Raw genomic sequence first — 25,699 nt, 5'->3', positions numbered from 1 at the left:
ACACTGAACGCCGCCACAGCGCACTCGGCGGCAAACCCCCGATCAGCCGCCTGTAACCAACGTGCCGGCCGGGTACATCTAGGTGTGGCCGTACGCGGCTCAGACCGCGGCGGCCAGGGCGATCGCCGCGACCCCCAGCAGGCTCGTCGCCACCCCCATGACCTGCACCCGGCGCAGCCTTTCGTCGAGCAGCAGCCGGGCCAGCACCACCGTGACGACCGGGTAGAGCGAGCCGAGCACGCTGGCGACACTGACGATGCCGTGCGAGGACGCATACGCGAACAGCCCGTTGGCAGCGAGGTCACCGACACCGATCGCACCCAGAGCCGGTAGGTGCGCGGGCCTCACACCGCCGGCTCGGCGCAGGACCACGCCGGCCAGCACGAACAGGGTGACCGAGGTCAGGCGCATGCCCCACAGCGTGTGGACCAGCGACTCCCGGGCGCCGCGGTCCAGGCAGTACAGGGCTAGCCCGAAACCCACCGCGGCCACGCAGGCCAGCGCCAGCGGACGGGCCGACACCTCCCCGGTGAGCTCCGGTCCGGAGGCCAGGGTCACGCCGGCGACCGCTACTGCCATACCGACCCAGGCGAGAACCGGGGGCTGGTCCCCGGTGGCCACGCCGAGCAGCACGGGCACCACCACCCCCAGGGAGGCGATCGGAGCGACGACCCCCATCGTCCCGGTGGACAGCGCGGCGTAGAAGCAGACCAGGGCACCGGAACCGGAGACCCCCGCGGCGACGGCCCAGCCGACCCAGCCGTCCTGCGAGGGGAAGCGTCCCAGTGCCAGCGCGAGGGAGAGCACGAGAAGCGCCAGCCCCTGCGACCAGGCGACCACCGCCGCCGGGGGCAGGGCGCGGGACCGCAGGCCGGCGAAGAAGTCGGCTGCCCCCCAGCAGAGGCTCGAGGCGAGCGCGAGTGCGGACAGCATGCGGGCACGGTACCGGGGACGCGACACGACGACGCGAACCTCCCTGTGATAGCGGACCCCGCGGCTTACCCTCTGATGGTGGGCAGCCGAACGGTCCCTGGCGACCAGTCACCCGAGTTCACGCAGGCGTTGAGCGACCTGCGTGGGGCGCGGTTGCGTCCCGAGATCCGCCTCACCGAGGTGCCTGCGCCGCAGCGGATCGCCCCGTACGCCGTGGCCCTCACGGCGGAGGTGGTGGGAGCGGCCGTCGACGAGGACGAGCTCGCCTCCGGTCGCTTCGTCCTGCTCCATGACCCGTCGATGCCCGAGCCGTGGGACGGCGCCTGGCGAGCCGTGACGTTCGCGCGGGCCGAGCTCGAGCCCGAGCTGGCGAACGACCCGGTGCTCGGAGCCGTGGGATGGTCCTGGCTGACCGACGCGCTGGAGTCGCACCACGTCGCGTTCACCGCCGAGGCGGGCACGGTGACCCGGGTGGTCTCCGAGAGCTTCGGCGGTCTGTCCGACCGTCCGGCAAGCGTGGAGATGGAGGTCCGAGCGTCGTGGACGCCCGTGTCCGGGAACGTCGGAGCCCACCTGCTGGCCTGGTCCGACCTGCTCTGCACGATCGCGGGCCTGCCGCCGCTGCCCGAAGGCGTGATCGCCCTGCCTGGACCGCGCCGCTGACCCACCGGCCCGGTAGGTTGGCCGGATGACCGACATCGACGCCGACCCCGAGGTCGCGGCAGCGCCCGGGGCGCAGTCCGCCGTCGGAGAGCCCGACGGCGTCGACCCCGAGCCGGTACGCGACCTCGTCCCCCTCGACATGCCGGCCGACGGCGTCCCGCCGGTCGTCGAGTCCGAGCGGGGACTCCTCGAGGCCGCCAGCGCCATCGCCGCCGGAGTGGGACCGGTGGCCCTCGACGCCGAACGCGCCAGCGGCTACCGCTACGGGCAGCGCGCCTACCTGGTGCAGCTGCGGCGCGAGGGTGCCGGCACCTGGCTCGTCGATCCCATGGCATGTCCGGACCTGTCGCCCCTCAACGAGGCCATCGGCAACGCCGAATGGATCCTGCATGCCGCCACGCAGGACCTCGCCTGCCTCGCCGAGGTGGGCCTGAGGCCCCGACAACTGTTCGACACGGAGCTCGCCGGGCGGCTGCTGGGCCTTCCTCGCGTGGGGCTGGCCGCGGTGGTCGAGCACTACCTCGGCCTGTCACTGGCGAAGGAGCACTCGGCGGTCGACTGGTCCACCCGACCGCTCCCGGAGCCGTGGCTGCGTTACGCCGCGCTCGACGTGGAGGTGCTCGTGGAGGTCCGGAACCTCATGGGAGTCGACCTCGCTCGGCAGGGCAAGGACGGCTGGGCCCGCCAGGAGTTCGAGGCGTTGCTCGGCTTCACCGGGCCTGCGGCGAAGCTCGACCCGTGGCGGCGGACCTCCGGGATGCATCGCGTGCGACATCGTCGTACGGCGGCCATGGTGCGCGAGCTGTGGCTGGCCCGCGACGAGGTCGCCCAGGAGCGGGACGTCTCACCTGGTCGGGTGCTGCCGGACGCCGTGCTCGTCGAGATCGCGATGGAGGCGGCCGCGAACCCCGGCACGTTGGCCGGCGGACACCGCTCCGTTCGCCGGTACCAGCGCCAGTGGCGTGATGCGCTCGCCAGGGCGGCCGCGATCCCGGAGAGCGACCTGCCGCCGCTCACCCTGCGCTCGGAGGGGCCACCGCCCCAGCGCGCCTGGGCCGAGCGTGACCCCGTGGCGGCCGCACGGCTGGCTGCCACCCGCCAGGCCTTGACCGCCTTCGCCGCCGAGCACCAGCTCCCCGTGGAGAACGTCCTGTCTCCCGAACCACTGCGGCGAGTGATCTGGACACCGCCGCAGGAGCGCACGGTGGAGGGATTCGCGACAGCGCTTCAGGACCTGGGCGCGCGACGATGGCAGACCGACATCGTCGCGCCCATGATCGTCGCGGCGTTCGAGACGGCGTCAGCCGACGACGTCCTGGAGGACGGCTAAGCGTCCGCGAAGAACCTCGCCAGCTCAGCGGCCAGGGCACCCGGGTTCTCCTCCGCCATGTGGTGGCCGGAGTCGACGTTATGACCCGTGACCGTGGGCGCCCAGGACCGCCAGATCTCCAGCGGGTCCCCGTAGAGGTCCTCCAGGTCGTCTCGGGCAGACCACAGGAACAGCGTCGGACACTCGACAGTGCGCCCCTCGTCCCGGTCCCCTAGTTCGTGGTCGCGGTCCACCCCGAGGCCGGCGCGGTAGTCCTCCAGCATCGCCAGCCGCGTGTCGGGGTCCATGATGGCGGCACGGTACTCGGCGAAGGCCTCCTCCCCCATGTGGTCCGCAGTGCCGCCGTACCAGCCCTGGGGGTCGGCGCCGATCGCACGCTCGGGCTTCTCCGGGACGGCGAAGAAGAACCAGTGGTACCAGCGCCGTGCGAACTCTGCGTCAGCCCTGGCCAGGGCCTCGCTGATCGGCACGCCGTCGAGGACGGCGAGACGCGTCACCGCGTGCGGATGGTCGAGCGCGAGCCGCAACGCGACGTAGCAGCCTCGGTCGTGGCCAGCGAGGGCGAACGTGTCGTGGCCGAGGGCTCGCATGACTTGGACCAGGTCCGAGGCTACTGCTCGTTTGGACTGCTGCGAGTGGTCCGGCAAGGGTGATGGAGCAGTGGACTGCCCGTAGCCGCGCATGTCCGGACAGACCACGCTGAAGCCCGCGCTGACGAGCCGGGCTGCGACGTCGTGCCACGTGGCGCCCGTCCGGGGATGGCCGTGCACGAGCAGGACGGGCGTGCCTTCTCCACCGTGCCGGACCCTCAGGACGACGTCCTCCACAGCGATGCGCTCGTCGACGAACCCCTCGAAGATCCCCATGACGGCATCCAACCGACTTCGCTGCAGAGCCGCGAGGCGGCCGCGGCGCGCGTGGTGACGGCCCTCACGCCGCGGCGCCGGTGACCGCCTTGTTACCCCGCAGTAGCATCGCACCTGTGCGCGCCGAACTGCCGGCGCCGTTCCTCAACCTCGTAAGGGAGGCTCCGTGCCCCGCACTCTGCGTGAGGTCGTGTTCGTCGACGGTGTACGCACGCCGTTCGGCAAGGCCGGTCAGAAGGGCATCTACGCCCAGACTCGGGCCGACGACCTGGTCATCAAATGCATCCGCGAGCTCCTGCGCCGGCACCCCGAGCTCCCCCCGGAGCGCGTGGAGGAGGTGGCCATCGCCGCGACGACCCAGATCGGCGACCAGGGGTTGACGCTGGGCCGGATGGCGGCGCTCCTGTCGGGGCTGCCCACGACCACACCGGGCTACTCCATCGACCGGATGTGCGCGGGCGCGATGACGGCGGTCACCACGGTCGCCTCCTCGATCGCGTTCGGGGCCATCGACGTGGCCATCGCCGGCGGGGTGGAGCACATGGGCAGGCACCCGATGGGCGAGGGGGTCGACCCGAACCCGCGGATCGTGGCCGAGAAGCTCGTGGATCCCAGCGCCCTCGTTATGGGCTCGACGGCCGAGAACCTCCACGACCGCTACCCCAGCCTGACCAGGGAGCGCAGCGACGCGTACGCCGTGGGCTCCCAGGACAAGCTCGCGAAGGCCTATGCCAACAACCAGATCCAGCCGGACCTCGTGCCGGTGGCCACGCGCCACCAGGAGCTCGGGTTCGGGCTGGCGACCGAGGACGAGCCGCCACGTCCGGGGACGACCGTGCACGACCTGGCCCAGCTGAAGACGCCGTTCCGGCCGCACGGCAACGTGACCGCCGGCAACTCCGCCGGGCTCAACGACGGCGCGACCGCATGCATCCTCGCCTCGGCCGACGCCGCGCAGGAGCTGGGGCTACCGGTCCGCATGGGGCTCCGCGACTTCGCGTTCGTCGGCGTCGAGCCAGAGGTCATGGGCATCGGCCCCGTACCCGCGGCGGAGAAGGCTCTCCGGAAGGCGGGGCTGTCGATCGACGACATCGGCCTGTTCGAGCTCAACGAGGCGTTCGCCGTGCAGGTGGTCGCCTTCCTGGAGCACTTCGGCCTCGCCGACGACGACCCTCGGGTGAACCAGTACGGCGGCGCCATCGCGACCGGGCACCCGCTTGCTGCGTCGGGCGTGCGCCTCATGACGCAGCTGGCACGCCAGTTCGAGGAGCACCCTGACGTGCGCTACGGCATGACCGCCATGTGCATCGGCATCGGCATGGGCGGAGCCGTCATCTGGGAGAACCCCCACCACGCCGACTACGGCAGGGAGGCCGCGGCATGACGCAGGCGACGACCCGGACCGACAGCACCCCGGCCACCGAGACGGCAGCCACGGCCCCGCCGAACGCCGGGACCCCGGCGAGCGTCCCTACCGGGTTCGAGGAGGTCGTCACGCACACCCCCGTCCGGGACATCCCACTGCCGGGTGGCGCGGGCGTGCTCGCCCTCGTCACGCTCGACAACGGCTTCGACCACACCAAGCCCAACACCTTCGGCCCGCAGACGATTGCGGGACTGCGAGCCACGGTCGAGCGGTTGGCGCAGCGGGCGGCGGACGGCGAGATCCACGCCGTCGGCATCACCGGCAAGCCGTTCGTCTTCGCCGTCGGTGCTGACCTCAAGGCCGTCGTCCAGGCCACCAGCCGGGACGAGGCGCTGGAGGTGGCGCGCGCCGGTCATGCCGCGTTCGCGGCAGTCACGGACCTGCCGGTGCCGACGTTCGCCTTCCTCAACGGCGCCGCCATGGGAGGTGGCGTCGAGCTGGCCCTCGCGGCGGACTACCGCACCATCTCGGCGGGCGTGCCTGCTCTGGCGCTTCCGGAGACCTTCCTCGGGCTGGTTCCCGGGTGGGGCGGCTGCTACCTGCTGCCCCACCTCGTCGGGCCTGCGAACGCCCTCACGGTGATCATCGAGAACCCGATGAACACCAACCGGATGCTGAAAGGCCCGCAGGCGTTCCAGCTCGGCATCGCGGACGTCATGTTCGACCCTGCAGACTTCCTGGAGGAGTCCCTGCGCTGGGCCGCCTCGGTGCTCACCGATGAGACCACCGTGCAGCGGGAGGAGGTCTCCCGGGACGAGTCGGAGTGGAAGGCCGCCTTGGCTGCGGCCAAGACGCTCGTCGACCTCAAGACGGGCGGCAAGGCGCCGGCGCCATACCGGGCGTTGGAGCTGGTCCGGGCCGCACGAACGTCCACTCGGGACGAGGCCTTCGCCGCCGAGGACGAGGCGCTGGCCGACCTCGTGATGGGAGACGAGCTACGGGCCGGGCTCTACTCCTTCGACCTGGTGCAGCGCCGGTCCAAGCGCCCTGCAGGCGCGCCCGACAAGGCCCTGGCCCGCAGGGTGACCAAGGTGGGCATCGTCGGAGCAGGCCTCATGGCGAGCCAGCTCGCCCTTCTGTTCGCCCAGCGGCTCGAGGTCCCCGTCGTCATGACGGACCTCGACGAGGCGCGCGTGGCCAAGGGCGTCGGCTACGTCCAGGGCGAGGTCGACAAGCTGCTCGCGAAGCACCGGGTCAGCGCGGACAGGGCGAACCGCCTCAAGGCCCTGGTCACCGGAGCGACCACGAAGGACGGCTTCGCGGACGCGGACTTCGTCATCGAGGCCGTGTTCGAGGAGATGTCGGTCAAGAAGCAGGTATGGCACGAGGTCGAGGCTGTCGTCTCGCCGGAGTGCGTCCTGGCCACCAACACCAGCTCGCTGTCGGTGAGCGAGATGGCCGCCGGCCTCGCGCATCCGGAGCGGGTGGTTGGTTTCCACTTCTTCAACCCCGTCGCCGTCATGCCCCTGCTGGAGATCATCAGGGGCCAGCAGACTGACGACGCCACCCTGGCAACGGCCTTCGCCATCGGCACGACGCTGAAGAAGACGACCATCCTGGTCAAGGACTCGCCGTCCTTCGTCGTCAACCGCCTCCTGGGCCGCTTCATGGGAGAGGTGGCCAAGGTCGTCGACGAGGGGACGCCGATCGAGGTCGCGGACCGCGCGTTCACAGGCCTGGCCCCCATGCCGCCGTTCGTCCTCCTCGGGCTCGTGGGGCCGGCCATCGCCCTGCACAACAACGAGACCCTGGCGAAGGCCTTTCCGGACCGCTTCTATGTCTCGCCGAACCTGCGGCGCGTCGTCGAAGCCAGGAAGCAGGCCATCTACGGCTGGCCCCAGGGCAGGCCGGTCGTGGACCCGGAGGTGGAGGCCTTGTTCGAGAAGCCGGCCGACCCTGTCGTGCTCACCACCGAGGAGGTGCGCGAACGGGTGCTGGGCGTGCTGGCCGACGAGGCGCGCCGCATGCTCGACGAGGGTGTGGTGCAGGCCCCGATGGACCTCGACCTCGCCATGATCACGGGCGCGGGCTTCCAGTTCTGGAACGGCGGCCTCACGCCGCTGCTGGACCGGGAGGGCGTCTCCGAGCGCGTGAACGGACGACGGTTCCTGCCTCCGGGCGTGGCGAGCGTCCCAGCCTGACGCGACTCGGGCGCCCTCCAGCCACTCGTCCCTCGGTGGGCGGGTATCCGCTCGGCGGGTGCCTGCCCGCCGGCTCAGGACAGCCGGCCGGACAGGGAGGTCGCCACAGCGTCGGCGGTGAGCCCCAGCTCGTCGAGGACCTGGCCACGGGACGCGTGGTCGAGGAACCGCTTCGGTATGCCGTAGAGGTGCACGGGCACGTCGACCGTGGCCTCACGCAGCGCCAGCGTGACGGCGGCCCCAACCCCCCCGCTCACGAGGTTGTCCTCCACCACCGCCACGGTCCCTGCCCGACGCGCCAGCTCTACGAGGTCGTCGCTGACGGGCAGCACCCATCGGGGGTCCACCGCCGTGACGGCCTGCCCCTGCGCCTCGAGCTTCCCGGCCACCTCCACGGCCACCGAGGCGAACGCGCCGACGCCCACCACCAGCACGTCACAGCTGTCGGGCGACGACTCGTGCAGGACGTCCACGGCGCCCTGCTGCCGCACGGCCGCCACCGGTGCACCCACGTCGCCCTTCGGGAACCGGATGACGGTGGGCCCGTCCGAGACGTCGAGGGCCTCGCGCAGCTGGCGGCGCACCTGCTGCCCGTCACGCGGGGCCGCCAGCCGCAGCCCCGGCACGATCGACGCCAGGGCCATGTCCCACATCCCGTTGTGAGACGGTCCGTCGCTGCCGGTGACGCCCGCCCGGTCCAGCACGAACGTCACCCCCGCCTTGTGGAGGGCGGCATCCATGAGCAGCTGGTCGAACGCGCGGTTGAGGAACGTCGCGTACACCGCCACGACGGGGTGCAGACCGGCGAAGGCGAGCCCGCTCGCCATCGTCACAGCGTGCTGCTCCGCGATCCCGACGTCGAAGACCCTGTCCGGGTACGCGGCCGCGAAGCCATCCAGTCCGACCGGGATCAGCATCGCAGCGGTCAGCGCCACGACATCGTCCCGCTCGGCGCCGACGGCGACCATCTCGTCGTTGAACTCGTCGGTCCAGATCCGGCCGGTGACCTCGAACGGCAGGCCCGTCTCGGGGTTGAACTTGCCCACCCCGTGGAACTGGTCGGCCTGGTCCTCGAAGGCCGGCTGGTAGCCCCGGCCCTTCTGCGTGATGACGTGTACGAGCACCGGCCCTCCGAAGGACCGCGCCCGCCGCAGTGCAGACTCCACCGCCGCCTCGTCATGCCCGTCGACCGGTCCCAGGTACTTCAGGCCCAGGTCCTCGAACATGCCCTGCGGAGCGACGATGTCCTTGATCCCCTTCTTCATGCCGTGCAACGTCTCGTACATCGCACCGCCGACGACCGGTGTGCGGTGCAGGGTGTTCTTGCCCCAGTCGAGGAAGCGCTCGTAGCCGCGGGTGGTACGCAGGGTCGCCAGATGGTCCGCCAGGCCGCCGATCGTGGGGGCGTAGGAGCGCTCGTTGTCGTTGACCACGATGGTGAGCGGAAGGTCCTTGTCGGCGGCGATGTTGTTGATCGCCTCCCACGCCATACCACCGGTGAGAGCGCCGTCGCCGATCACGGCGACGGTGTGCCGGCCCCGCTCCCCTCGCAGGCGCCGCGCCTTGGCGATGCCGTCAGCCCACGACAGCGACGTCGAGGCGTGGGAGTTCTCCACGACGTCGTGCTCGGACTCCGCCCGGCTCGGGTACCCCGACAGGCCGCCCTGCTTCTTCAGCTTGCTGAAGTCATGCCGTCCGGTGAGGAGCTTGTGGACGTACGACTGGTGACCCGTGTCGAACACGATCGTGTCGTACGGGCTGCTGAAGACGCGGTGCAGGGCGATCGTCAGCTCCACCACGCCGAGGTTCGGCCCGAGGTGGCCACCGGTCTTCGAGACGCTTTCGACCAGGAAGGCCCTGATCTCCTCGGCCAGGGCCGGGAGCTGGGCAGCCGGCAGCGCCTTGAGGTCCGCCGGGCTCCCAATGGTCTCCAGCACTCCCACGCAGGCCGTCCTTTCACCGTCTCAACCGCAGGGCAACCGCCTGAGTCTAAGCGCTGCCCACCACTCGCATGCCATCCGGCAGTCCTGTGACGCCCACCTCGCCTGCCCGGTTGGCGCTGATCTGGACCACGGCGTCACCCACCCGCAGGCCGCTCAGCCGCAGGGCGCCGAAGGGTCCCGGGGTGGGAGGAGCGACGTGCAGGAGGCCTGCCGGGACGTCGGCCCTGAGCCCGAGCGCAACAGTCAGCAGCGCACCCGCCGAGGCGGCCGCCCAGGCCTGCGGTCTGCAGGACGCCGGGTACGGCGCAGGACGACCAAGCATGGGCTCACCGGCATACAGCTCCGGCCAGCGGTAGCCGAAGGCCTCCCCCGACGCCAGCAGGGCACGAGCGACCCGCACGGCCTCGGAGCTGAACCCCTCACGCGCCAGCCCCAGCGCGATGATCGCGGAGTCGTGCGTCCAGACCGAACCTGTGTGGTAGCCGATCGGGTTGAAGCCGCCGTTGTCGCGACCCAGCGTGCGTACGCCGAAGTCGTCCAGCAGCTCGCTCCCGGTCACCGCGCGAGCCACCAGTGCCGCCTCTTGCGACGTCAGAGCGCCCGAACCGAGCAGGTGGCCCATGTTCGAGCCGAGGCCGTCGACCCGCCGACCGTCGCCGTCGAGGGCCATGGCGAGATAGCGGCCAAGTCGTGGACCGCCGTCCACCCAGAACGCCTCCCGAAGCCGCTGCGCCAGTACGGCGGCCTCCGCACGGGCCCGGTCGGCACCCGGTTCGGCCAGCGCCTCCAGGAGGTCGGCTGCGCCGAGCAGGGCCTGCACCGCGTACCCCTGGGCCTCCACCAGGGCTATGGGGGCCCGCGCTATGCGGCCGTCGCGCATCCGCATGGAGTCCTTCGAGTCCTTCCAGCCCTGGTTCGCCAGCCCGTGACCGGTCGAGTCCAGGTACTTGAGGAACCCGTCGGCGTCCGGCTGCCCGGGACCGGTGATCCAGCCGAGCGCTGCGGTCAGGTTCGGCAGCAGCTCGCGGACCTCCACCTCGGGCAGCCCCCACCGCCACGCCTCGACGAGCAGCGTCACCCAGAGCGCGGTGGCATCGACCGTGCCGAAGTAGAGCGGAGGCAGCGCCAGCCCGCTGAGCGAGGCGTCGTACGCGGTGCGGCGCACCTCGTGCGCGATCTTCCCCGGCTGCTCGGCACGCCGGTCGTCCTCGGCGCTCCCCTGCCGCCGGGCATGGGCACGCAGGGTGCCGGCCGCCAGCTCGGTGCCGAACGGCAGCATCATCCGGGCCGCCCACAGCGAGTCGCGCCCGAAAAGGGTCAGGTACCAGGGCGACCCGGCCGCAGCGAAGACATCCTCCGGCTCTTGCGGGTCCCGCAGCAGGAGGTGGCGGAGGTCGTCGAGCGAGTGCTCCACCAACGACCGCAGTCGTGCGTCGTCTGCCTCGACGTGCACCGAGTCCCACCGCACGCCGTCGCTGCCGGGGTCCGCGTCGAACTCCGTCGAGCGGGTACGCCGTGCGGCCACTGTGACCCGGATGGTCCGACTGCGGCCCGGCGGGACGGCCACGTCGAACCGCGCCACGGCTCCCTCCTCGTGGAGGTCCAGTGCGTCCGCCGGTGGCTCGAACCCCGCCGTGGTGCGGTGGCGTCCCGTCTCGAACACGACCCGTCCGGCGTCCACCCACGGACGCACGGCAGGCGCGCCGACGGCGCCGGACTTGACGTCGGCGATCGGCGCGCCGTCCGCAGCCAGACGGACGAGAAGCGTCGTGTCGACCTCGTGCGCAGAGCGGTTCACGACGGTGATGTCCTCGACCATCGTCGCGGCGTACAGGAGCCGGGACCGCCGGATCTCCACCGTCGGGTCGGCTCCGGGGTCACCGAGCCCGCGAACGGCGCCGAAGAACTCGGCGCGCGCCCCTCGGGCGGTGGCTGCGACAGGGCTGGCGGATTCGTCGCCGAGGAGGACCTGTAGCCGGGACAGGAGCCTCTCGTCGTCGACGAAGAGCCCTTGCGCAGCCTGCGGCGACATGTCGCCATCGAACGCCGACAGCGCGGTCGCGTTCCCGTGCACGCAGATCAGCAGCTCGTGCAGCCAGGGCTGCCGTCCTACCGAGGTCGACGCGGGAGAGCCGCTCCGGCCCGATGGGCGCGAGTCACCACCCTCAGCCGTTCGGCCAGATTCCGGGGGTGGATCTGTCCGTGTTTCGACCACTGCGTGCCCTCTCTGCTGCCGACCACCTTGACGCCTCGCGAGGGGTCGGGCAGTCTCTGGATTTGAACGATCAAATCACCATTCGTCGTGGGCTGCCCGCTCTACGGCTCGTACGAACAGGCCGGGAGGTGCAGCAGGTGACACAGGGTCGGGACCTCGCTCGGCCGCGGGCCACGATCGTCGACGTGGCGCAGGCGGCCGGCGTCTCCCGGCAGACGGTCAGCAACGTGCTGAACAACCCCGAACGGGTGGCCTCCCCCACTCTGGCGAGGGTGCGGCAGGAGATCGAGCGCCTGGGATTCACCCCGAACGCTGCGGCCCAGCAGCTGAGACGCCATCTGGCGCGGGCCTACGGGTTCGAGGTGAACCCGTCAGCGGCCCGACGCATGGGCCACATCGTCGACGGCTTCCTCGTGGAGCTCACGGTGGCGGCGCCCGGATACAACAGCCACCTCGTGACCTTCGCATCGGAGGCAGAGAACCCGATCACGGGGTACGAACGGCTCCTCGGCACAGGGCTGGTGGACGGCTTCGTCATCACCGACACGCTGCGTGAGGACCCACGCCCGAGGTGGCTGGTGGACAACGAGGTGCCCTTCGTCAGCTTCGGCCGCATGTGGGACTCCCCCGAGCTGGGTCGGTGGGTCGACGTGGACGGTCGCGCCGGCATGGAGATGGCCGTGCGGCACCTGCTCGCCATGGGGTATGAGCGAGTGGCCTACCTCGGCTGGGAGTCGGGGTCACCTTTGGGTGACGACCGTCGTCGTGGGTGGCTGGCCGCGCTGGCCGAGGCAGGGCTCGCCGAAGAGCCCCTCGCCGGATACACCCGGGACGAGCTGATGGACGCCACTCGGGCAGCGAACGGCCTGCTCGACCGGCTGGCTCCGCTCGACGGGACGGCGGCGCTGCTGTGCGCGTCCGACATGCTGGCCCTCGGAGCCATGCGATCGCTGCGCGGCCGCGGGCTGGAGGCTGGACGTGACGTCGGGCTCGTCGGCTTCGACGACAGCACCGTGGCCGAGGCTCTGCGCCTGACCAGCCTTCGTCAGCCGCTGCACGAAGCCGCCCACCACGCGTGGCGGATCCTCCACCAAGCAGGGAGTGACTCGTCGCTGAGCGCCTTGCTCTCACCCTCCTTGATCATCAGGTCGAGCAGCAGTTTCGAGGCTGCCTGACCGGCACCGAGCCCCGGCTGGGCGTGTTCGCGAACCCCGAGACAGCACGCCCAGTCGGCCTGACGTACGTCCCCCGCCCGACCCCCTGCGGGCGGGGGACGTACTCCATCAAACGCGGCTGCGACCAAGACAGCTCCTCTGGAGGCATGCCCCACCCTCGGCGGCCCCGTCGTCACAGGCGCGGCACATAACGCTTGCCCTGCAACGCGTCATACACCAGTCCCGCGCTGCGCCGGGCGGCGAGCAGCCGGACGCCTTCGGCCTCCAGGTCGGCGAACACCTGCTCCAGACCTTCGGTGGTGAGGTGGTCCCCGAGCTCGACTCGCACCTCGCGGTAGGCCTGTCGCATGGCGACGAGCTGAGCGTCGATGTGCCGGGTGGTGACCCAGGCGAGCGCAACCGGCTGCCTGCGCCAGCCGGCGTACGAGCGGTAGTCCGCGGGACAGAAGTCCAACAGCCACGAGACGGCCGGCACCTGCCAGCCCACGGTCTCAGGCGGCGGCACGAGCGGCGGCCAGCCCGGCGGAACAGCCCCGTTGCCGGGACTAGTCCGCCGGGTCTGGCTGGCCACCGCCCTGCCCCCGTCCCTCGGGGCCGCCTCCATCGATGAAGGCGGTCAGATCGAACATGTGTTCGATCCTACGACATCCTCCGACCCCTCGCAGCGGTTGATCTCACGTCACGCGGTGGCAGCCACCCTCCTGCGGCTCGTGCTGTGCACTGCGAGTCCGAGGCAGCAGAGCAGCAGTGCGAGCGCCGAGGTTCGCCACGGGTCGTCGCCGGTCATGGCCAGAGCCGTGGCCTGCGCGACTGCCGGAATCGCTGAGGCTGGGGCGAGCGCCAAGGCGCTGTCACCGCTGGCGACCCCTCCGCCGAGGAGGCCGTCGGCCATCGGACCGCCCGCGCCCGCGGCGACAGACCCGTTCCCGGATCCCGCGGCTCCGCCGGTTCCGCCGGTTCCGCCCGCTCCGGCAGGAACCGGGCCTACGTCGTTGCCTCCTCCTGCACCGCCGCCGACGGCACCGGGCACGGGTCCGCCAGGAGGTGCCGTAGATGCACCGGTGCTGGTGGCGTCACCGCCCACGGCCACCGAGCTCCCACCGGCCGTCACCGGCGCGTTCACCGGGACTGCCACCTGGTTCCCACCAGCCACCGAGTCGGCACCTGTCGTGGTCTGACGCGGCGTGGAGGGACCTGTCGTCGAGGAGCCGGAACCCGTGGAGCTGCCGGAAGGCGTGGAGCCGCCCGAACCACTCGACGCCCGAGTGCTGGTCGCGTCGCCGCCCACCGCCACCGCGTTGCCAGCGGTGGTGACCGGTGCGCTCACCGGCGCCGACGGCTGGTTCCCACCGGCGACAGACCGAGAGCCGGTCGTCGACGAACCCGCCGTCGAAGGTCCAGGAGGCGTCGAGCCGCCCGAACCACTCGACGCGCGAGTGCTGGTCGCGTCGCCGCCCACCGCCACCGCGTTGCCAGCGGCCGTCACCGGTGCGCTTACCGGCGCCGACGCCTGGTTCCCACCGGCGACGGACCGAGAGCCGGTCGTCGACGAACCCGCCGTCGAAGGTCCAGAAGGCGTCGAGCCGCCCGAACCGCTCGACGCGCGAGTGCTGGTCGCGTCGCCGCCCACGGCCACCGCGTTGCCAGCGGCCGTCACGGGCGCGCTCACCGGCGCCGACGCCTGGTTCCCGCCACCCGCCGAACCAGCGCCCGTGGTGGTGCTCCGAGACGCCTGGGTCGACGGTGAGGACTGCTGCGGAGCAGTGGTTCCAGACGACCGCGAGTCGCCGAGGACGGCGACAGTGTTACCCGTTGCCGTCACAGGCGCCGCCACCGCGACGGTCGCCTGGTTGCCACCGAGGGCACTTGCGGCCCCGGTGGTCGTTTCGTCGGCCGAGGCGTGGCCTGCCATGAACAGGACACCTCCGCCGGCCAGGAGGGCCACTTGGAGCCCTCGCCGAACATATGCGTGCATGGTCTTTCCTCCCTGAGCTGCGTGTGGACACACCGCCATCGGCGGCGCTACGGCGGGGCACTGTCACAGCGCCCGGCACGCACTCAGTCGGGGCGAGAGCCAGGTCCTTCGGGTAGTGCGGCGAAGGGAACGTCGCTCCGGCCGCCGGGATACGCCAGCCCGCCCGCGTCGAGCACGACCGCTCGGGCGAGGCTCGCTGAGTCGGTGTCCGTGCTGGTCTGCGCGCCGGCGGCTGGGGCTGGCGAAGGCTGCGAAGGGGAGGTCGGCACTCGACCGGGGCTCTCGCCCTCGAGGCCACTGGGCCCGACTCGAGGGGGCCGGCTGAGTTCCGACATCGCGTGCGCTGCTCCGGCATGGCCAGCTTGCCCTTTGCGGGGGACACGCCCCTCGAGGTCAACGGACAGGGCCCACCCGTGAGCCGCCCCCAGCCTCCCTGACGAGGTGGAGTGCTCGAGGAACCCAAGTGCAGTGCCGGACCCTGCGTCGAGCCGTGGAACACCGGTCGTGGGCACCAGACCGAGGACCTCGGCCTCAGGCTTGGGCAGGATCTGGGCGAGCGGCTTGGGCAGGATCTGGGCGACCGGTCTCCCCACGATCCCCGCCAGTGGCTTCGGCAGGACCTCCGGTAGCGGCTCGTCGAGGGCCACCGCGAGAAGGCTGTAGACCTCTGCGACGACCCCGGAGACTGCCGTCGTCGTGCTGTCCACCACGTGCGGCGCCAGGTACCGTCCCCCCGTGGGCCTGACATGGCCCTTGACGCGGTGGGTCAGCGGTCGCGCCACTGTCTGAGTCGGCGGGACCACCCCCCGGGTGCCAGGCACCTGGTGCGCCGCGGCACCCCCGGACCCGGGGACCGGCGCGTGGCGCACCGCCGCCAGATGGGGGTGTGACGACCGCTGCGGCTTCGTCGCCACGGGACGCCCCTTCAACGGGCGCGCCGCCGAGCCGACGACGAGGTCGGCGGTCGGCTCGGACGTCAGCGGGGCCGTCACGGTGGATGGCGCGAGGTCCCTGCCCACCAGCGAGATGGCATCGGCGAGAGGCAGCTTCGGCCGCTCCGACGCATGCGCCTGGGAAGGGCTCAGCACCATCCAGGCCAAGCACAGGGACGCAGCGGCCAACGCAAGCCTGAGAAGGCTCTGCACCCTCCTGCTCGCCGACATGCGATGATCCCCAAGCTCCCCGGCTCAAGGGTCCTCACTCCTATGACTACGACGAGTTGAGCATGCAACCGGGCCCGACGCAAGCCCAACGACGGCCGAAGGCCCGCCGTAGACGAAGACCAGGTCCGGCCCTCCGTACGGATGGCCGGACCTGGTCGAGTCGTGCTCTGCAGGGCACAGGAGGCTGAGCTGCGTCAGCCGCTCACCAGCGAGCGGAGGACATACTGCAGGATCCCGCCGTTTCGGTAGTAGTCCGCCTCCCCAGGGGTGTCGATCCGCACCACGGCGTCGAACGCCACCGCCTCGCCGCCCCCCTTCTCTGCCCGGACCGTGACCGTACGCGGCGTGGTGCCGTCGTTCAGAGCGGTGATGCCGCTGACCGAGAACGTCTCCGTGCCGTCCAAGCCGAGGGAGTCGGCCGACTCCCCCTCGGGGAACTGCAGGGGGATGACGCCCATACCGATGAGGTTCGAGCGGTGGATCCGCTCGTAGCTCTCCGCGACCACGGCCCGCACGCCCAGGAGGCGCGTGCCCTTCGCAGCCCAGTCGCGGGAGGAGCCCGACCCGTACTCCTTGCCCGCCAGGATCACCAGGGGCACGCCGGCCTCCTGGTACGCGGCGGACGCCTCGAAGATCGTCGTCTGCTCGCCACCGGCGAGGAAGTTGCGGGTGAAGCCACCCTCGACCCCGTCCAGCAGCAGGTTCTTGAGCCTGATGTTGGCGAAGGTGCCGCGGATCATCACCTCGTGGTTGCCTCGCCGCGAGCCGTACGAGTTGAAGTCCTTGCGCTCGATCCCGTGGGCCGCCAGGTACTTGCCTGCCGGGCTGTCCGCTTTGATCGACCCCGCCGGGCTGATGTGGTCCGTCGTCACAGAGTCACCCAGCTTGGCGAGCACGCGCGCGCCGGCGATGTCCTGGACCGGAGCCGGCTCCAGCTCCATGCCGTCGAAGTACGGCGGCTTGCGGACGTACGTCGAGTCCTCCGCCCACTCGAAGGTCTTGCCCTCCGGGGTGGGCAGTGAACGCCACCGCTCGTCACCGGCGAACACGTCGGCATAGTCCTTGGTGAACATCTCCTGGCTGATCGACTCGGCGATGGTCCGCTCGACGTCGTCGGGCGTCGGCCAGATGTCCTTCAGGAAGACGTCCTTGCCGTCCGTGTCCTGGCCCAGCGGCTCGCTGTCGAAGTCGAAGTCCATCGTCCCGGCCAGCGCGTACGCGATGACCAGTGGCGGCGAGGCCAGGTAGTTCATCTTCACGTCCGGGTTGATCCGGCCCTCGAAGTTGCGGTTGCCCGACAGCACCGACACGACGGCGAGGTCGTTGTCGTTGATGGCCTTGGAGATCTCGTCGGACAAAGGCCCCGAGTTGCCGATGCACGTCGTGCAGCCGTAGCCGACGAGGTGGAACCCGAGCTTCTCGAGATACGGCCACATGCCGGCCTTCTCGTAGTAGTCGGAGACCACCTTCGAGCCTGGCGCCATCGAGGTCTTCACCCACGGCGCCACCGTGAGGCCACGGTCGACCGCGTTCCGGGCCAGCATGGCGGCCGCCATCATGACCGAGGGGTTCGAGGTGTTGGTGCAGCTGGTGATGGAGGCGATCGAGACGATGCCGTGGTCGATCTCGAAGGATCCGCCCTCAGACGTGGTGACCGTGACCGGACGCGACGGGCGGCCGGCGCCGTCCCCCTGGTCCGCGGGCCTGTCGCCACCGTTGGCCCCGTCGCCACTGCCTTGGGGCGAGGGGTCGCTCGCCGGGAAGCTGGTGGCCAGACCGGCGTCGCCCTCCTCGTGGGAGACATAGGTGGGCAGGACCTTCCGGAAGGCCGCCTTCGCGTCGGTGAGGGCGATGCGGTCCTGCGGGCGCTTCGGCCCGGCGATGGACGGTACGACCGTCGAGAGGTCGAGCTCCAGGTACTCGGAGTAGCGCGCCTCGGGCTGGTCGGGCCCGGCGTGCAGCCACATGCCCTGCTCCTTGGCGTACGCCTCGACCAGTGCCACCGACTCCTCGGAGCGACCGGTCAGGCGCAGGTACTCGAGGGTCACGTCGTCGATGGGGAAGATGGCGCACGTGGAGCCGAACTCCGGGCTCATGTTCCCGATCGTGGCGCGGTTGGCGAGCGGCACAGCACTCACCCCCTCGCCGTAGAACTCGACGAACTTCCCGACGACGCCATGCTGGCGCAGCATCTCGGTGATGGTCAGCACGACATCGGTCGCCGTTGCGCCGGGAGGGATCTGGCCTGAGAGCTTGAACCCGACCACGCGCGGGATCAGCATCGACACGGGCTGGCCCAGCATCGCCGCCTCGGCCTCGATGCCGCCGACGCCCCAGCCCAGTACGCCGAGCCCGTTCACCATGGTGGTGTGCGAGTCCGTGCCGACACAGGTGTCGGGGTACGCGACCCCGTCGCGCACCATCACCGTGCGGGCCAGGTGCTCGATGTTGACCTGGTGCACGATGCCGGTACCCGGCGGCACGACCTTGAAGTCGTCGAACGCGGTCTGGCCCCACCGCAGGAACTGGTAGCGCTCGTGGTTGCGCTGGTACTCGATCTCCACGTTCTTCTCGAAGGCGTCGGCCCGGCCGAAGACGTCGATGATCACCGAGTGGTCGATGACCATCTCCGCCGGGCTGAGCGGGTTGATCTTGGCTGGGTCTCCACCGAGGTCGGCGACGGCCTCCCGCATGGTGGCGAGGTCGACAACGCACGGCACACCCGTGAAGTCCTGCATGATCACGCGGGCCGGCGTGAACTGGATCTCGGTGTCGGGGTCGGCGTTCTGGTCCCAGCCGCCCACGGCGCGGATGTGGTCGGCGGTGATGTTGGCGCCGTCCTCGGTGCGCAGGAGGTTCTCCAACAGCACCTTCAGGCTGTACGGCAGGGACTCGCTCCCTTCGACAGCCGAGAGCCGGTAGACCTCGTAGGAGCTGTCACCGACCTTGAGTTCACCGTGGGCGTTGAAGCTGTTCGTGCTGGCCACTGCCTGCTCCTTCGATGCTCGGAACGTGTGCGTCACTGCACAATGCTGTCGATCGCGATTTATCTTGATATCAAGATATCACGAGGACCGCTACTCGGTCAGCCCTCCGTCCGATCCTCGTCCAATGCCGGCCGCGGCGAAAGTGCGGTCTCGGGGCGCGGCTCGAAGTGGGCTACGCACTCGACGTGGTGCGTCATGGGGAAGGCGTCGAAGGCGCGCAGCGCCACGAGCTCGTAGCCGGACTCGGCGAGGAAGGCGGTGTCGCGGGCCAGCGCCGCGGGGTCGCAGGCGACGTACACCACCGCTCGCGGTCGCAGCTCCGCCACCTGCCGCAGCACGAGGCGTCCCGCACCGGTGCGCGGTGGGTCCAGCACAACGAGGTCGGCCTGAAGGGGAAGGAGAGGATGGCGCCTGGTCTTGCGGGGCCGCGACACGCGCCGGGGCGCCGGGCCGGAACGCCGAGGACGGGCCACCCCGAAGGCGTCGTCCACCCGTGCCCGCACGAGCACCGCGGGGTACGCCGCCAGGTTGAGCTGCGCCGCCTGCACCGCAGCCGTGTCGGACTCCACCGCCACCACCCTGCCCTGCGGCCCGACCGCAGCGCCCAGGGCTGCGGCGAAGAGGCCGACACCGGCGTAGAGGTCGAGGGCGGTCTCCCCCAGCCGCGGCTCCAGCATCTCCAAGACGGTGTCGACGAACGTGCCGGCGGCACCCGGATGCACCTGCCAGAAGCCCCGGGCTCCGACCTCGAACCGGCCCGAGAACCGGTGTCCCGTCACTGCTTCCACGACCGCAGGGGCCTGCTCCTCTCCCGACGGCACCGGCACGACGACCGCTTGACCGGCTGACGGCGCCACGACGTCTACCGCCGCCTCGCCGGTCCAGTCGTGACCCAGGACGCCCGTCTCGACGATCCGAGGGTCGGCGATGAGGCAGGTGTCGACGGGCACGACGGCGTGGGACCGGTGTCGGTGAAGGCCGGCACGACCGGCGGCGTCCACGGCGAACTCCACGCGGGTCCGCCAACCCAGACCATGGGTGTCCCCGGGGACCGGCTCGACCTGCACGCCGACGGTGCGGCCCGCGAGCCGTTCGAACTGCTCCCGCACCACCATGGTCTTCAGCTCGCGCTGGTAGGCCAGGTCGGCATGCTGGAAGTCGCAGCCGCCGCAGAGCCCCGGCTTCGCATACGGGCAGGGCTCCTCGACCCGATGGGGGCTTGCCGAGAGCACCTCCACGCAGTCCGCCCTGACGAAGCGCTGGCCCGCGCGAGCCTCGGTCACCTCTGCGCGCACGCGCTCCCCGGGCAGGGCGTGGCGCACGAACACCACGCGGCCCCCGTGCCTGGCCACGCAGAAGCCACCGTGGGCCACCGCTCCCACGTCGAGCTCGACGACGTCCCCTGCCGCGAGCTCGCCCGCGTCCGCCGCGGTCACTGGCCCAGACGCACGGTCACTGGCCCAGACGCACGGAACCCGCGGTGGGGCCGTCGAACCGCTCCTCCTGGCCCTCGGAGGACGCGAGCTGCCACGGAACGCTGGCCACCATGACTCCGGGGGTGAAGAGCAGCCGGCCCTTGAGCCGCAAGGCACTCTGGTTGTGCAGCACCTGCTCGTACCACTTGCCCAGCACGTACTCCGGGATGTAGACGACGACGACGTCGCGAGGATGGCCGGACCTCAGCGACTTCACGTACTCGACGACCGGACGGGTGATCTCGCGATAGGGAGAGTCCAGGGCTTTGAGGGGCACCGGGATGTCCCGCCGGTCCCACTCCGCCTGCAGGGCGGCGGTCTCGTCCGGCTCGACGTTGACCGTGATCGCCTCGAGCTTGGACGGCCGGGTGGCACGGGCGTACGCGAGGGCGCGCAGCGTCGGCTTGTGGATCTTGGAGACGAGGACGATGGCATGCACTCGGCTCGGCAGCATCTGCGCGTCGAGGTCGTCGTCGGAGACGCGGAGCTCGGCGCGCACGCGGTCGTAGTGCCGGTGGATGCGCACCATGATGAAGAAGAGGACGACCATGGCGGCGATGGCGTAGCCCGCTCCGTGGACGAACTTCGTCGCCAGGACGACCAGCAGCACCACGCCCGACATCGTCGCGCCGACCGCGTTGATCACCCTGCTGCGCATCATCCGGGCCCGGACGGCGGCATCGCGCTCGACCCGAAGGTGGCGGTTCCAGTGCCGGATCATGCCGATCTGGCTGAGCGTGAAGGAGACGAAGACCCCCACGATGTAGAGCTGGATCAGCTTGGTGACCTCGGCGTGGTACAGGACGATGAGGAACGCCGCCGCGCCGGCCAGGATCAGGATGCCGTTGGAGAAGGCCAGCCGGTCACCTCGGGTGTGCAGCTGCCGGGGCAGGTACCCGTCCTTGGCGAGGATCGACGCCAGGACCGGGAACCCGTTGAACGCCGTGTTGGCCGCCAGGATGAGGATCAGCCCCGCGACGATCGAGACGAGGACGACGCCGGGATGGAAGCCCTGGAACACCGCCTTCGCCACCTGGCCCATGATCGTGTCCTGCACGTACCCGTTGCCCACCGCCTTGCCGTCCCGGAGGAGCTGCGTGGCAGGACGCTCGGCGTACTTGATCCCGGTCCACTTGGCCAGCGTGATCATCGACATCAGCATGGTGACGGCGATCAGCCCCATCATGAGCAGCGTCGTCGCGGCGTTGCGGCTCTTCGGCTTCTTGAACGCCGGGACCCCGTTGGAGATGGCCTCGACGCCGGTCAGCGCGGCACAGCCCGAGGAGAAGGCCCTCAGCAGCAGAAAGAGCAGCGCGAACTGGCCGAGAGACCCGTAGCCCGCCTCCGGAGCCAGCGTGAGTGACGCGCTCTCGGCCCGCGGCAGGGTGCCGCTGACCTCACGGACCAGCCCGACCAGCCCCATACCGATGACGCTCACCATGAAGAGGTACACGGGGAAGGCGAAGGCCGTGCCGGACTCGCGGACCCCTCGCAGGTTCATCGCGGTCAGCACCAGGACCAGGCCGACGGCGACCACGACCTCGTGGCCGCGCATGAAGGGCAGCGCCGCCGCGGCGTTCTGCACGCCCGAGGAGATGGACACCGCGACGGTGAGGACGTAGTCCACCAGCAGCGCGGCGGCTACGGTCAGCCCGGCCTTGGGCCCCAGGTTGGTGTTGGCGACCTCGTAGTCGCCACCCCCCGAGGGGTATGCGTGCACGTTCTGGCGGTACGAGGCGACGACCACGAGCATGACGAAGACGACGCACAGCCCGATCTGCCAGGAGTGCATCAGGGCCAGCACGCCACCGGCCAGGCCGAGGGTCAGGAAGATCTCGTCGGGCGCGTAGGCCACGGAGGAGAGCGCGTCGCTCGCGAAGATCGGGAGGGCGAGCTTCTTCGGCAGCAGGGTCTCGCCGAGACGGTCGCTGCGCATCGCGCGGCCCAGGATGACGCGCTTGAGGACACGTCCAGAGGTTGGCACGGCCAACACTCTAGGCCGCGCCCCTGGCCGCTGCGCGGCGCCCTGCGCCGGCTCTTGGCCGCGGTGTAGCGTCGGCGTCGTGCATTTCGTCATCATGGGCTGCGGGCGCGTCGGCTCCTCCCTCGCCCACAGCCTGGAGAGCCAAGGCCATGACGTCGCCGTGATCGACCAGGAGGAGTCTGCCTTCCGCCGCCTGGGGTCCACCTTCGAGGGGCGACGGGTGACCGGCATCGGGTTCGACCGCGACACCCTGGTCGCCGCCGGGATCAGCGAGGCGTACGCCTTCGCCGCGGTCTCCAGCGGTGACAACTCCAACATCCTGGCCGCCCGGGTGGCCCGGGAGACCTTCGGCGTCGAGCACGTGGTGGCCCGCATCTACGACCCCGGCCGCGCGGAGGTCTACCAGCGGCTGGGCATCCCTACGGTGGCGACGGTGCGCTGGACCTCCGACCAGATGCTGCGACGGCTGCTGCCACAGGGGCACGTCCCCGAGCTGACCGACCCCTCAGGCCACGTCGTGGTCGCCGAGGTGACGGTGAACCCCGCCTGGGTCGGCCACCGCATCACCGACCTCGAGGAAGCGACCGGCGCACGGGCGGCGTACCTGACTCGGTTGGGCTCGGGGATGCTGCCCGGCCCGGACACCGTCTTCCAGGAGGGCGACCTGCTGCACCTGGCCACCATCGCCACCGAGCTGCCCACCGTGGAGGGCATCCTCGACGCGGCCCCCGTCACGGCCGACCACTGAACGAAGGAAGCAGCATGCGCGTCGTCATCGCCGGGGCCGGGAGCGTCGGTCGCTCGATCGCCCGCGAGCTCCTGCACAACGGTCATCAGGTGCTGCTGATGGACAAGGAGCGCAAGGACATCCAGTCCAGCAAGGTGCCCGAGGCCAACTGGCTCCTCGCCGACGCGTGTGAGATCACGGCACTCCACGAGGCGGGCCTTGCCGACTGTGACGTGGTCGTCGCCGCCACGGGCGACGACAAGGTGAACCTCGTGGTGTCCCTGCTCGCCAAGACGGAGTTCGGGGTTCCGCGCACGGTCGCGCGCGTCAACAACCCCAAGAACGAGTGGATGTTCGACGAGGCCTGGGGCGTCGACGTCGCGGTGTCCACGCCGCGCCTGATGACCGCGCTCGTCGAGGAGGCGGTCAGCGTCGGCGACCTCGTGCGGATCTTCCAGTTCCAGCAGGGCAAGGCGACCATGGTCGAGCTCACTCTCCCGGCGGACAGCCCCTACGCCGGCAAGCGCGTCGGCGACGTCGACTTCCCCGGGGAGACGGTGCTCGTCGGGATCATCCGCGAGGACCATCCGATCGCGCCCAGCCGCGACGACTCGCTGGAGCCGCACGACGAGCTGCTGTTCATCTCCACCCCTGAGTCGGAGGACGAGCTGGAAGCGATGCTGAGCCCGGGTCAGCGGGTGCCGCGCGGGGCGGAGTGACCCTCCGCCTGCGAGCCGGCCACTGAGAGCTCCTGCGGTGTGCTGCCGCGCAGCAGCATCGCGGCCATCACCGCCACCGCAGCCAGCCAGAGCGGCCAGCCCAGTGCGACCTTGGCGACGCCGAGCCAGGTGACCTCGCCGGCGAGGTACAGCGGGGCCATGACCGCCACCCGCACGACGAACGCCGCCACCATGACGAGGGTCAGGCGCTGGCACACCCGCACCACTCCTGAGTCGCGGCGCCAGGCGACGGGGTCGTCTGCGGCCCTCGGGTCACCGGCTCCGACCATGAAGCCCACGAGGGGCCACCGCACCACCACGGACACCAGGCCCAGGACGGTCAGGGCGGCGTTCCACAGGATGCCGGGCAGGAAGGCGTCCTGGGCGCGGCCTGTGCGCAGGACGAAGAACGCGGCGATGGCGGTGGGGACCACTGCGGACAGCACGAACTGGAGGCTCTGGCGCTGGGCAAGGCGGACCACGGCCAGAACCACGGCGACGGCCCCGGTGGCCAGCACGGCCGTGAGCACGTCCTTGCGCCAGGTCCAGACCAGGACGAAGGCGACGGTCGGCAGCGCCGTCTCGACCGAGCCGCGCCATCCGCCCAGGGCACGGGACAGCCGCTGCCGGATGACCTGTTCGACGGTCTGCTGCGCGCCGGTGAGGTCGGTGGTCGCCCCGGGGTCGGTGGGGTCCGTGGCGGCGGTGCCGGGGTCAGTGGGCACGCACCGGCACGATCTCGTAGGCAGGGTTGAAGATCGTCGGTACGCCGCGGCTGTAGGTCACCCGGCCGGTGGCGCGCAGGTACGTCCCCGGCTCGATGCCTCCGATGGTGCGGCGGCCCAGCCAGACGAGGTTGATCGTGCGGCTGCCGTCGTAGAGGTCGACGACCAGGGCCGGCACGTTGACCCGGGGGCGCAGCGTCACGGCTCGGACGGTCCCGGAGACGGTGGCCTCCTGGCGGTCCCTGAGGTCGCACATCGGGGTACAGCCCATCCGCTGGGAGTCCTCGCGGAGCTCGTCCGCCTCGAGCTGGGTGACGGACTTCGTCAGACGCTCCCCAAGCCGCCCCAAGGCGGACCTGCGGTGGGGCTGGGTAGTGGTTCCGGCAGACCCTGCGTCGGAGGTGTGGGCGGTGTCCTGAGCCATGGTTGCCTACCTGATCTCGGTGATCTCGGGGCCACGCTCGAACGGCCTCAGGTCGTCGGCGTGGACGTGGTGATGCGCGCCATCATCCGCCTCGCCGGCGTCGACTGGCGCCTGCGCCTGCTCCGGCAGCGTGAGCATCAGCATCTCGCGAGGAGCCATGGCGGCGTCCCCGCGCACCACCACGGTGTTGCGGACGACCTCGAGCAAGGGCGCCGCCGCCTCTTCGTCGTTCGCCGCACGGCCGGAGAAGACGGCCCGGAGGAACCAGCGCGGGCCGTCCACGCCGGTGAAGCGGGCCGGGGCGAACACGGTTCGACCGTCCGGCCCGGCGGACGGCATACGTGTCCGCAGCTCCGTGCCCAGCGGGCCGGTGGCCTCGTCGGCAGTGCCGCCCTGGCTCAGGATGGACTCGGCGATCTCGTGGCGGATCTCGTCCCAGATCCCCATGGTGCGGGGTGCCGCGAAGGCCTGGATCTGGACCGCGGAGTCCGCGATGACCGCGGTGGCCGCGACGACCTGGCCGGCGCTCTCGTCGACCTCCAGCCGCAGCTCCATGCCCGGAACACCCATGATCCGCAGGGCTCCGAGGTCCAGCCGCCCGTCGTCGGCGACGTCGACCTCGGCACTGTCGAACGGCCCCTGAGACGCGCCTACGGAGGACGCCTCGCTGTGGCCGACGTCGGCGGCCGCGGCGTGGACCTCCGCCGAGGCCTGCGTCTCGTCGTGCTCACCGTCCCGTGTGGGGCTGTCGAGGACCTCCGGGGCGTCCTGTGCGGACGCCTCAGCGGTCTCGGAGGTTCTGGCCCGTCGGAAGATACCCACTGGTGA

20 protein-coding genes and 1 pseudogene are annotated in these 25,699 nt (G+C 71.0%); 7 read left to right on the top strand and 14 right to left on the bottom strand.

What is annotated here, in order from left to right; genetic code table 11:
* Positions 1 to 99 precede the first annotated feature (99 nt).
* Complete coding sequence (locus tag PHA84_RS16305) at positions 100 to 933, bottom strand: EamA family transporter (protein WP_270889185.1); 834 nt, start codon at positions 931 to 933, stop codon at positions 100 to 102.
* Positions 934 to 1,011: 78 nt separating this feature from the next.
* Between PHA84_RS16305 and PHA84_RS16300 the strand changes: the two genes are divergently transcribed.
* Both PHA84_RS16300 and PHA84_RS16295 read left to right on the top strand, forming a co-directional pair.
* The gene (locus PHA84_RS16300; RefSeq protein ID WP_270889184.1) at positions 1,012 to 1,596 is read left to right on the top strand and encodes a DUF3000 domain-containing protein; all 585 of its coding nucleotides are present in this window, start codon (positions 1,012 to 1,014) and stop codon (positions 1,594 to 1,596) included.
* A gap of 25 nt (positions 1,597 to 1,621) precedes the next feature.
* Positions 1,622 to 2,926, top strand: coding sequence for a ribonuclease D (locus tag PHA84_RS16295; RefSeq protein ID WP_333742358.1), 1,305 nt, complete (start codon positions 1,622 to 1,624; stop codon positions 2,924 to 2,926).
* On the opposite strand, the gene PHA84_RS16290 is transcribed toward PHA84_RS16295, so the two are convergent.
* The gene (locus tag PHA84_RS16290; protein WP_270889183.1) at positions 2,923 to 3,792 is read right to left on the bottom strand and encodes an alpha/beta fold hydrolase; all 870 of its coding nucleotides are present in this window, start codon (positions 3,790 to 3,792) and stop codon (positions 2,923 to 2,925) included. The two genes, PHA84_RS16295 and PHA84_RS16290, sit on opposite strands and share 4 nt — an antisense overlap.
* 166 nt (positions 3,793 to 3,958) lie before the next feature.
* Between PHA84_RS16290 and PHA84_RS16285 the strand changes: the two genes are divergently transcribed.
* Entirely contained in the window at positions 3,959 to 5,176 is a 1,218-nt protein-coding gene (locus PHA84_RS16285; protein ID WP_270889182.1) for a thiolase family protein, read from the top strand.
* A complete protein-coding gene (locus PHA84_RS16280; RefSeq protein ID WP_270889181.1) occupies positions 5,173 to 7,359 on the top strand; it encodes a 3-hydroxyacyl-CoA dehydrogenase NAD-binding domain-containing protein in 2,187 nt (728 codons plus the stop codon). Before PHA84_RS16285 ends, PHA84_RS16280 begins: the two co-directional genes overlap by 4 nt.
* 74 nt (positions 7,360 to 7,433) lie before the next feature.
* Here the strand turns inward: PHA84_RS16280 and dxs are convergent, their stop codons facing one another.
* Together dxs and PHA84_RS16270 are read right to left on the bottom strand one after the other, a co-directional pair.
* Positions 7,434 to 9,302, bottom strand: coding sequence for a 1-deoxy-D-xylulose-5-phosphate synthase (gene dxs / locus PHA84_RS16275; protein ID WP_270889180.1), 1,869 nt, complete (start codon positions 9,300 to 9,302; stop codon positions 7,434 to 7,436).
* 46 nt (positions 9,303 to 9,348) lie between these two features.
* On the bottom strand, positions 9,349 to 11,376 hold the full coding sequence (locus PHA84_RS16270) for an amylo-alpha-1,6-glucosidase (protein ID WP_270889179.1): 2,028 nt from the start codon (positions 11,374 to 11,376) through the stop codon (positions 9,349 to 9,351).
* A gap of 278 nt (positions 11,377 to 11,654) precedes the next feature.
* On the opposite strand from PHA84_RS16270, the gene PHA84_RS16265 reads away from it, so the two are divergent.
* Positions 11,655 to 12,692 carry a LacI family DNA-binding transcriptional regulator gene (locus PHA84_RS16265; protein ID WP_270889178.1) on the top strand — a complete coding sequence of 346 codons (1,038 nt, stop codon included), beginning with the start codon at positions 11,655 to 11,657 and terminating at the stop codon, positions 12,690 to 12,692.
* Between the two features lie 172 nt (positions 12,693 to 12,864).
* Here PHA84_RS16265 and PHA84_RS16260 read toward each other — a convergent pair whose 3' ends face one another.
* From PHA84_RS16260 to PHA84_RS16230, 7 genes and pseudogenes are all read right to left on the bottom strand, one after another.
* The gene (locus PHA84_RS16260; RefSeq protein ID WP_270889177.1) at positions 12,865 to 13,179 is read right to left on the bottom strand and encodes a hypothetical protein; all 315 of its coding nucleotides are present in this window, start codon (positions 13,177 to 13,179) and stop codon (positions 12,865 to 12,867) included.
* Between the two features lie 192 nt (positions 13,180 to 13,371).
* On the bottom strand, positions 13,372 to 13,845 hold the full coding sequence (locus PHA84_RS16255) for a hypothetical protein (protein WP_270889176.1): 474 nt from the start codon (positions 13,843 to 13,845) through the stop codon (positions 13,372 to 13,374).
* Positions 13,846 to 14,196: 351 nt separating this feature from the next.
* Positions 14,197 to 14,604: pseudogene (locus tag PHA84_RS20835) on the bottom strand (chaplin family protein); the annotation flags it as partial.
* Between the two features lie 146 nt (positions 14,605 to 14,750).
* Positions 14,751 to 15,830, bottom strand: a complete 1,080-nt coding sequence (locus tag PHA84_RS16245) for a hypothetical protein (protein ID WP_270889174.1) — start codon at positions 15,828 to 15,830, stop codon at positions 14,751 to 14,753.
* A 194-nt stretch (positions 15,831 to 16,024) separates the two neighbouring features.
* Positions 16,025 to 18,817: an aconitate hydratase AcnA gene (gene acnA, locus PHA84_RS16240; RefSeq protein ID WP_270889194.1), complete on the bottom strand. Its 2,793-nt coding sequence runs from the start codon at positions 18,815 to 18,817 to the stop codon at positions 16,025 to 16,027.
* Between the two features lie 98 nt (positions 18,818 to 18,915).
* Positions 18,916 to 20,253, bottom strand: a complete 1,338-nt coding sequence (locus tag PHA84_RS16235) for a class I SAM-dependent RNA methyltransferase (protein ID WP_270889173.1) — start codon at positions 20,251 to 20,253, stop codon at positions 18,916 to 18,918.
* A 16-nt stretch (positions 20,254 to 20,269) separates the two neighbouring features.
* Positions 20,270 to 22,228, bottom strand: coding sequence for an APC family permease (locus tag PHA84_RS16230; RefSeq protein WP_270889193.1), 1,959 nt, complete (start codon positions 22,226 to 22,228; stop codon positions 20,270 to 20,272).
* A 127-nt stretch (positions 22,229 to 22,355) separates the two neighbouring features.
* On the opposite strand from PHA84_RS16230, the gene PHA84_RS16225 reads away from it, so the two are divergent.
* Positions 22,356 to 23,024, top strand: a complete 669-nt coding sequence (locus PHA84_RS16225) for a potassium channel family protein (RefSeq protein WP_270889172.1) — start codon at positions 22,356 to 22,358, stop codon at positions 23,022 to 23,024.
* Between the two features lie 14 nt (positions 23,025 to 23,038).
* Entirely contained in the window at positions 23,039 to 23,722 is a 684-nt protein-coding gene (locus PHA84_RS16220) for a potassium channel family protein (RefSeq protein WP_270889171.1), read from the top strand.
* Here the strand turns inward: PHA84_RS16220 and PHA84_RS16215 are convergent.
* The 3 genes from PHA84_RS16215 to PHA84_RS16205 are packed head-to-tail and all read right to left on the bottom strand — an operon-like array spanning position 23,695 to position 25,693.
* On the bottom strand, positions 23,695 to 24,447 hold the full coding sequence (locus PHA84_RS16215) for a DUF3159 domain-containing protein (protein ID WP_270889170.1): 753 nt from the start codon (positions 24,445 to 24,447) through the stop codon (positions 23,695 to 23,697). The genes PHA84_RS16220 and PHA84_RS16215 overlap by 28 nt on opposite strands.
* A complete protein-coding gene (locus tag PHA84_RS16210; protein WP_270889169.1) occupies positions 24,437 to 24,871 on the bottom strand; it encodes an OB-fold nucleic acid binding domain-containing protein in 435 nt (144 codons plus the stop codon). The genes PHA84_RS16215 and PHA84_RS16210 overlap by 11 nt, the downstream gene beginning before the upstream one ends.
* Positions 24,872 to 24,877: 6 nt before the next feature.
* Complete coding sequence (locus PHA84_RS16205; protein ID WP_270889168.1) at positions 24,878 to 25,693, bottom strand: DUF3710 domain-containing protein; 816 nt, start codon at positions 25,691 to 25,693, stop codon at positions 24,878 to 24,880.
* Positions 25,694 to 25,699: the final 6 nt, after the last annotated feature.

This window comes from Pedococcus sp. 5OH_020 (assembly GCF_027812955.1).
Taxonomy (GTDB): domain Bacteria; phylum Actinomycetota; class Actinomycetes; order Actinomycetales; family Dermatophilaceae; genus Pedococcus.
This window is presented reverse-complemented; position numbering and strand designations above follow the sequence as displayed.

Bases quoted from the DNA above. Each gene is read 5' to 3' on its own strand.
- PHA84_RS16220 (WP_270889171.1), top strand. From the start codon at position 23,039: ATGCGCGTCGTCATCGCCGGGGCCGGGAGCGTCGGTCGCTCGATCGCC.
- PHA84_RS16305 (WP_270889185.1), bottom strand. From the start codon at position 933: ATGCTGTCCGCACTCGCGCTCGCCTCGAGCCTCTGCTGGGGGGCAGCC.
- PHA84_RS16295 (WP_333742358.1), top strand. From the start codon at position 1,622: ATGACCGACATCGACGCCGACCCCGAGGTCGCGGCAGCGCCCGGGGCG.
- PHA84_RS16245 (WP_270889174.1), bottom strand. From the start codon at position 15,830: ATGTCGGCGAGCAGGAGGGTGCAGAGCCTTCTCAGGCTTGCGTTGGCC.
- PHA84_RS16230 (WP_270889193.1), bottom strand. From the start codon at position 22,228: ATGCGCAGCGACCGTCTCGGCGAGACCCTGCTGCCGAAGAAGCTCGCC.
- PHA84_RS16210 (WP_270889169.1), bottom strand. From the start codon at position 24,871: ATGGCTCAGGACACCGCCCACACCTCCGACGCAGGGTCTGCCGGAACC.
- PHA84_RS16280 (WP_270889181.1), top strand. From the start codon at position 5,173: ATGACGCAGGCGACGACCCGGACCGACAGCACCCCGGCCACCGAGACG.
- PHA84_RS16290 (WP_270889183.1), bottom strand. From the start codon at position 3,792: ATGGGGATCTTCGAGGGGTTCGTCGACGAGCGCATCGCTGTGGAGGAC.